We start from the raw sequence: 6,990 nt of genomic DNA, 5'->3' as shown, positions 1-6,990 counted from the left end.
GTCAGGAAAGCCTTCCTCGTTAATCAGCTGGTGGACTGGATCTTCGGCTCACTCCGCTTAACCTCCCTGACTTGTCCCTATCCCCCGGCCCCTGGACTGGCCCTGTCCCCCCGGTGCTCCCTCCTATATCCTGGCAGAGAATCACTTCACATTCACGGAAAACGTGTGGGGAAGGTCGAACGTTGTACACTTTTCATATTATTCATCATTTATGATCTCTTGATGTTTTGGATAAACATCCAAACCGGTTACCGTTATCACTTCCATACTTTCTGGCTACATTACAGTTATATTCTATCTGACAATTCTACTACCATATCCTATGTGTAAGATTTCATTCCCGTTCATTTAAAATACCCCCTGGAACTCCCCATACCCAGGTGAGAAAAATCCTGCGGCAGCGGGCTGGCTGGGTTGGGCGGGAGGGAGGCTTAAGGTCCGCGGACGGTTCCGCAGGAGTGAGTAGAGAGTCTTAGGCAAAACCGGGATTTCCGCAGGAGATTTTTTCGGCAGTCAGGGCCGAAAAAAAGTGAGCATGGGCAGAGAATGCACATCAAGCATTCTTTGCACATACGAACGGTGCTCCGGCGGGGATTCCTGTTTTGTCTTAGACTCTCTTCACGACGGAGGTGTCCCCGGAACTTAAGCCTTCCTCCTATCCGAACCAGCCAGCCCGCTGCCGCGGGATTTGTCTCACCGTCCCCCTGCCACCCACACCTTCCGACTAAAAAATCTCAAGTTTAAGAAGTCAAATTCCAAGTTTCCGCAAAAAAGCCACTGCCCCATAAGCATTCCTCTGCCTACGGTGCAATGGCTTCCCATTTATCTCTCTATTAACCTACCACTAACCAAATACCTCTCAGCCTTCCACAGTTCTCCCTTCCGGCTCTGCCGTGACAGACACTTATAAAGCGTCTTTGCACTCTCCCGAAAGTCCTTTTCATATGTAGTGATTCCGAATCTTGCGGAATCTGTTAGCTCCTCGAAGGAGGCTATTTTTACATTTGCTGCCTTCATTTTCTGAAGTCTTTTAGCCAGAAGAACAGCATCTTTTCCGTCCGGACAAATGATTCCATCCGGCAGTTTCCCTTTCCTTTCCAGGCGTTCCAGCTCCTTTTTAATGATTTGAGGATGATTTTCTCTTTTCTGCGGCAGTTCAAACAGGACTTTTCCGGATACTCCCACTTTCATGAATGCTTCCTTCGCCTGACATGCACTGCAGAATTGATCTGTTTCCAATCCTACATATCCTAGCCTCCGGTTTTTCTTCCTCCTCACACTGGAACACAGAACCTCCATACCAGCTTCTATGTCTGAATATACGCAATCCCCAAAAGGAAAACCCGTGTCTGTATCAAAAAAAGCCAAGTTCATCCCCAGAGCCCTAAGACGTTCCAGTTTTTCCTGTTCCAGAGAAATGCCATCGGGCCAGACCGCCACATCGCAGAGGCCTCTTAGATACAGATGGTATAAACTATCCTCAATGGTGTCCTTTTGCAGTCTTTCCATATAGAGGAGCAGGGTACCATTGGCAGCTGCACAGCTCTGAAAGTGTTCAATAAATTTAGAAAATTGAGGATGCCCTGCAGATGCCACCAGCACCAAAACCTCCGTCTCTCTGGCCCATCCGTAATTATGGAACTGTACTCTGGTTCCGCTTCCCACCTCACGCACAATCAGTCTGCCCTGCTCCATAATCTCCAGGGCCTTTCTCACCGTTACCCGGCTTACCTTCAGATGATCAGAAAGTGTCCGTTCCGGCGGAATCTTGTCTCCGTCTTTGTAAATTCCCCTGTAAATACAGTCACAAATATTTTGTTTCACATTTATATATAACTTATCGTTTTCCATAATATAAATTATATCATGCAATATAGATATTTACAGTACCTGATACAAGAAAAATTGCGCGAAAGCGCAGTGTGATCGCCCGGAGGATTTTATTACATAGGGAACGAAATTTCCTATGTAATAAAAAAATAGCCATTGAGCATCGACACTCAACAGCTATCTGTTTATCTCTTTTTTGAAAACTTCCTCTTCTTTTTTTCTTTCTTCGTTTGTTGAATCGTAGCTGCAATCAGACGCCTGGACTCCTGGTGGGTACGGATCGTCTTGTCCAGCTCTTTGTAGCGGGCTTCATCCGGGTGGTTCTCCTTTAGGCCGGAAGTGACAAGCTTTTCCAGAATCTTATAAAAACTTTCGGGTATCTCTTTTTTAGCCGCCTGTTTCTCCTGCGATACTTTCACAGATGCTTCTTCCGGCTTGTCCTGCTTCGGCGCCGGCTTGTCCTGCTCTGATTTTTCTTTCCTGGCCGCTTCCTGAGCCCTTGCCCTTTTTGACTTCCTTGAAGGACCAGGCGCAGCCGCCTGCTTTTGGTTCTGTACAGGAATCTGAAAACTTTCCTTCGGTGCATTTTTATAAAGTAAAGGAACCATCTCCTTAATCTCTTTTAATGAATGTCCCTTTTTCTTTAGTTCCTTAATACTCAGGAATACCTGAATATCCCATCGGGTGTAGTATCGATGCCCCATCTCATTTCTGCCTATAGGAAGCTTAAGTTCCTCCTCCCAGTACCGTAATACATGAGATTCTACTTCTGCCAGCTTCGCTGCCTCAGAAATCAGATACTTGGTGTCACTCATATACTGACCCCTTCCCTATGAAATTGTGATTAGAATTGCCCCTAAGGTTTAACCTGACTAATCCTTAAGGTTAATTATAACAAAATGAAAGGGAAATGCAATGAATTTCGCTCGACATATTCTGCATCTACTTCTTCATGTTAACAAACTTAGTATAATTAGGAAGCCATACCAGATTTACTGTCCCAATGGGGCCGTTTCTCTGTTTTGCTATAATAATCTCTGCAATATTTTTGTCCTCTGTATCCTTGTTATAATAGTCATCCCGGTAGATGAACATAACCACGTCCGCATCCTGTTCTATTGCTCCTGATTCACGAAGGTCAGAAAGCATGGGTCTGTGATCCGGCCGCTGCTCCACAGCACGGCTGAGCTGAGACAGCGCTACCACCGGTACGTTCAGCTCTCTGGCCAGGGACTTCAGAGAACGGGAGATATCAGAAATCTCCTGTTGGCGGGAATCGGTCCGGCCGCTGCCTGTCATCAGCTGAAGATAATCAATAAAGATTATTCCCAGATTGTGCTCTAACTTGTACTTCCTGCACTTTGACCGAAGTTCCGCAATAGAAATACCGGGAGTGTCGTCAATGATCATATGAGACCCCCCGATGATACCGGCGCCTTCAATTAGCTTTGACCACTCTTCATCTTCCAGGTTACCGGTACGGATGCTCTGGGAATCCACCTTAGATTCCAGGGAGAGCAGACGATTCACCAGCTGCTCCTTTGACATCTCCAAACTAAAGATTGCTGTGGTAACATCCTGCCGAAAGGCCATATATTGAGCAATATTCAAAGTAAAGGCCGTCTTGCCCATAGACGGGCGGGCGGCAATCAAAATCAAATCAGAGGGCTGAAACCCTGACATTTTATAATCCAAATCCACAAAACCAGTGGGGATGCCGGTTACCGCACCCTTCTGGCGGGATGATTTTTCTATTTTTTCAATGGCATTCAGTACAACCTGTCTGATAGGGACATAGTCACCGCTGCTTCTCCGCTGTACCAGGTCGAAAATCTTTTTCTCTGTCTCTTCCAGGATTACCTCTGTCTTTTCCTGTCCCAGATAGCATTCATTGGCAATCTCTTCATTTACTTTAATCAGTCTTCGGAGCATAGCTTTATCACTGACTATCCCCGCGTAATATTTAATATTAGCGGAAGTCGGCACTGCTGTGATCAACTCCCGCACAAACTCCATACTGCTTATCTCAGGCGGCACATTTTTTTCCTTCAGGCGATCCTGAAGAGTGACCAAATCCACCGGTTTATTCTCATTAAACAGCTCCACCATAGCATCAAAAATCACACCGTACTGGTGCTGATAAAAGTCTTCCCCAGTCAGCATCTCAGATGCTGCCATAATGGCATCCCGGCTCATGATCATAGAGCCGATTACCGACTGCTCCGCCTCCACGCTGTGGGGCAGGATTCTCTTAATGAGCGCTTCTTCCATGTAGCCTCCTTAAGCTTCTCTTACGATAACCTTCAATTCTGCCGTTACCTTAGGGTGCAGGCGGATAGGAACCATAGTTGTGCCCAATACCTTAATAGGACTTGGAAGCTGCATCTTCTTTTTGTCAATCTCATATCCAAGCTGCTCCTTTGCCGCCTCTGCAATTTCCTTTGTAGATACAGAACCAAAAAGCTTTCCGCCCTCTCCTACTTTAATGGACAGCACTATTTCTTTTTCTTCCAGCTCTTTTTTGTATGCCTCTGCGGCCTCCAGCTGTTCCTTGGCCACCTTATCTTCATGTGCCTTCTGCAGCTTCAGATCATTGATATTCTTGGCATTTGCTTCTACTCCCAGCTTCTTTGGGAACAGCATATTCCTGGCATACCCGTCACTTACATTTACAATCTCTCCCTTTTTTCCCAGGGACTTTACGTCTTCTGTTAAAATCACTTTCATTTAAATATCTCCTTCTTCCAGCATTTCATCAATTGTTTTCTTTAAAAGTGCAACCGCCTCGTCCAGGGTCATGTCCTTAAGCTGTGCGCCAGCAATGTTAATGTGTCCGCCTCCGCCCAGCCGTTCCATTATCAGCTGTACATTCACCTCATCGATGGCTCTTGCACTGATATAAATCTGATCATTATATTCCGTCAGCACAAAGGATGCCTTGACACTGACAATATTCAGCAGCTCATTGGCAGCCTGAGCCGCTACAACTGTAGGGCTGTCCAGTCCTGCACTGGGGCAAACTGAGATCGCATAGCACTCTCTGTAGTTCTCCGTATGCCGTACAGCCTCGGCCCGGGCTTTATAGGATTCCATATCATCCCGGAACATCTTCCTCACTCTTGTAACATCTGCCCCGCATCGTCTCAAAAAGGCGGCGGCCTCGAATGTCCTTACTCCGGTTTTTGCCAGGAAATTATTCGTGTCAATCATAATACCTGCATACAGGCTGTCCGCCTCCACATTGCGGATACGGATATCATCAGAAAAGTACTGCAGAATCTCCGCAACCATCTCACAGGCCGAGGAAGCATAAGGCTCAATGTAAGAAAGCACCGCATTCTGGATGACTTCACTGCCCTGCCTGTGGTGATCCAGCACCACAATGGTTTTTGTCATATGGAGCAGATCGTCACACTCAGTATAACTTGGCTTATTCGTATCTACCACAACCACGACTGTGTTATTATCCACAATCTCTTTTGCCTCATAGCTGTTGATAAACATGTTCTCATCATAATCCGGATTATTCAGGAAGCTCTGCATCAGCGGCCGGATAGACATGGTCGGATTGTTGACTACAATATGGGCCCGTTTGTTCAGTGACTTGGCCGCACGGTAGATTCCCACACCCGCTCCGAAAGAGTCCACATCGCTTATCTTATGTCCCATAACGACAACCTTATCCTTGCTGCTCATAAATTCCTTCAGTGCATGAGCTTTTACTCTTGCCTTTACCCTGGTACTCTTGCCCATCTGCTGGGATTTGCCGCCGAAATAAGAAATCTGGTTGCCGTCTTTTATAACCACCTGATCTCCGCCCCGGCCAAGAGCCAGGTCAATGGCAATCCTGGAATATTCGTAATTCTGGGCATAACTGCCGGAATTAATTCCGATCCCGATGCTGATAGTCACGGCCATATCATTTCCTATATTGACAGTTTTAACATCCTCCAGAATATCAAATCTCCTTTTTTCCAGCTCCATCAGAGACCGGTTCCGCATAACCAGAAAATATTTATCCTTTTCCAGCTTTTTCACAAGCCCGTCCAGTTCACCAAAGTATTTATTTAACTTACGGTCAATTAACGCGGTAAGCAGTGAACGTCTTACTTCCTCCACACTGTCCAGGGCCTCATCGTAATTGTCCAGATATAAAAGCCCTACGACAAGCTTTTCTTCCTCATTCTCCCGGATATAACGGTTTATCTCCGTCTCATCAAAAAGGTATAGGGCAACCAGGTAATTCTCCCCCTGTGCCTCCATCATATCAGATCCCTCAAACAGCTCTGCCATAGATACCTTTGTCATAGAAGCCCTGAAGTCCTTTTCCTCAAACTGAAAACACAGCTGTGTGCGCTCTTCCTCCCTGGGAAGGGCATCGGCCGTTATGTCCTCAAATATTGATGTGATTGATTTATGATACTTCTTACTTTTCCCTGTCATCTGAGAAAATTCATGATTCATCCAAAGCAGCTTCCCCTGGGAATCCATCAGCGCATACGGCAGCAGAAATTCCTCCAGCAGATTCTTCTGCACCTGCCCATACTGGGTAGCAAAGGATATCAGCTCACTCATAAGGACGGGACGGTTGTAAAAATACAGTATCGCCACAATCAGAATATAGACCGCAAGAAAAATGCTGGCCAATGCCCCAGCCTGTTTGTTTACCACATAAAGGGCAATATTCATAATCAACAGCAAAACTGTCAATATAGCCGGCCACTGAAGGTAAGTCTTTAATTGTCCTTTAATCTTTACTTTTTTATCCATTGTCTCTACCTATACAACTTTTTACTTTTTTCCATACTCCGTATATTATACCATTATTCATGGTATTAGCAAAGTTTTTTTTCCTTTTGCAGGGAGGAGGGGGATTCCATGAAGGTTTTGGGGGGGCGGAAATAGTTAAAATGATAGTTTTGTGTATGTGAAGTTCGGGGTGAAATAGTCGGCGAGCGCATCGCAGACGGACGGATATAGAAGGGAGCACCGGGGAGACAGGGCCAGGCCAGGGGCCGGGGGATAAGGGCAGGTCAGCTCGAGGCTCCGTTTCCCTAAGCTAAGCCCTACCAGCTGCTAAACTCGTCAGGAAAGCCTTCCTCGTTAATCAGCTGGTGGACTGGATCTTCGGCTCACTCCGCTTAACCTCCCTGACTTGTC

The 6,990-nt window shown here is 46.2% G+C and carries 5 protein-coding genes; all 5 read right to left on the bottom strand.

Annotated features, from left to right (window positions below; all coding sequences use genetic code 11):
* Positions 1-822: 822 nt before the first annotated feature.
* The 5 genes from BUA56_RS21980 to BUA56_RS21960 all read right to left on the bottom strand — a co-directional run bounded on the left by BUA56_RS21980 (position 823) and on the right by BUA56_RS21960 (position 6,600).
* Positions 823-1,824, bottom strand: a complete 1,002-nt coding sequence (locus BUA56_RS21980) for a GntR family transcriptional regulator (protein ID WP_207650963.1) — start codon at positions 1,822-1,824, stop codon at positions 823-825.
* Positions 1,825-2,015: 191 nt separating this feature from the next.
* Positions 2,016-2,645, bottom strand: a complete 630-nt coding sequence (locus BUA56_RS21975) for a helix-turn-helix domain-containing protein (protein WP_072854893.1) — start codon at positions 2,643-2,645, stop codon at positions 2,016-2,018.
* Between the two features lie 127 nt (positions 2,646-2,772).
* Entirely contained in the window at positions 2,773-4,101 is a 1,329-nt protein-coding gene (gene dnaB / locus BUA56_RS21970) for a replicative DNA helicase (RefSeq protein ID WP_072854892.1), read from the bottom strand.
* A gap of 9 nt (positions 4,102-4,110) precedes the next feature.
* Positions 4,111-4,557 (bottom strand): 50S ribosomal protein L9, encoded by a 447-nt coding sequence (gene rplI, locus BUA56_RS21965; RefSeq protein ID WP_072854891.1) that lies wholly within the window; start codon positions 4,555-4,557, stop codon positions 4,111-4,113.
* The gene (locus tag BUA56_RS21960) at positions 4,558-6,600 is read right to left on the bottom strand and encodes a DHH family phosphoesterase (protein ID WP_072854890.1); all 2,043 of its coding nucleotides are present in this window, start codon (positions 6,598-6,600) and stop codon (positions 4,558-4,560) included. It lies immediately after the preceding gene.
* Positions 6,601-6,990 lie beyond the last annotated feature (390 nt).

Source organism: Lactonifactor longoviformis DSM 17459 (assembly GCF_900129135.1).
Classification (GTDB): Bacteria; Bacillota; Clostridia; order Lachnospirales; family Lachnospiraceae; genus Lactonifactor; species Lactonifactor longoviformis.
Note: the sequence above shows the minus strand (reverse complement) of the source record. Positions and strands in the feature narration are given on the sequence as shown.